This is a genomic window from Aeromonas aquatica (genome assembly GCF_000764655.1).
In the GTDB taxonomy this organism is placed as follows: domain Bacteria; phylum Pseudomonadota; class Gammaproteobacteria; order Enterobacterales; family Aeromonadaceae; genus Aeromonas; species Aeromonas aquatica.
This window is the reverse complement of record NZ_JRGL01000075.1, coordinates 1-642: the sequence shown is the minus strand read 5'-3', so window position 1 is coordinate 642 and position 642 is coordinate 1. Positions and strand designations below refer to the sequence as shown.

The following is a 642-nucleotide window of genomic DNA, read 5'->3' as shown; positions in this document are numbered from 1 at the left end:
ATTCAGTATCAGGGATGTCATTGTAAACTCATTGAGGGTCATTTCCTCTAGATAAAAATAATAATTTATCTGCATCATAAATTTCGACATGCTGATTCATCGATATTAATTTGCAATTTAAATCACGAAAACCATCATCGCTTGCGATGGAATCGTTTTTTCTAACCTTGGATATTTCCTTTTCAATATAAGAGGTGGCAATTTTTTTGTAAAATGGATGAAGCCATTTATTTTTTGATTTTTCAGTGTGCCTTCTTAAATTTAGGATGTAAGAAATTGACTTTGTTTTATTCGCTCTAATTTTTTTTCTAAATTCAATCTTGTTGTTTTTTTCATTTTTAAATGATTCGGAGATTAGTGATGTAATAAGCCCCATCTCCTTTAATGTTCTAGGTAGATTGTGTGTTGCGTACGGGATTGTGTATTCATCCAGCCAGTTTATGTGTGTTTTCAAGTGCTCCACATGACTTACGTCAGAACTATTTTTATTGTCATAGAATATCTTTATGGAGTCGACACTCAGCAACTCATCTTCGACATTATCTCTTACAATTGGAAATTGACTAATATCTTTCATCCATACTTGAGAAATATTTGCCTTTCGAGCATCTAATGTTGTTTGTGGGGCTGTAACAACAACAC

1 protein-coding gene is annotated in these 642 nt (G+C 32.6%); it reads right to left on the bottom strand.

The annotated features are described in order from the left end of the window. Positions 1–28: 28 nt before the first annotated feature. On the bottom strand, positions 29–642 hold a 614-nt coding region (locus tag LG30_RS22355), incomplete at its 5' end, for a hypothetical protein (protein ID WP_161785825.1).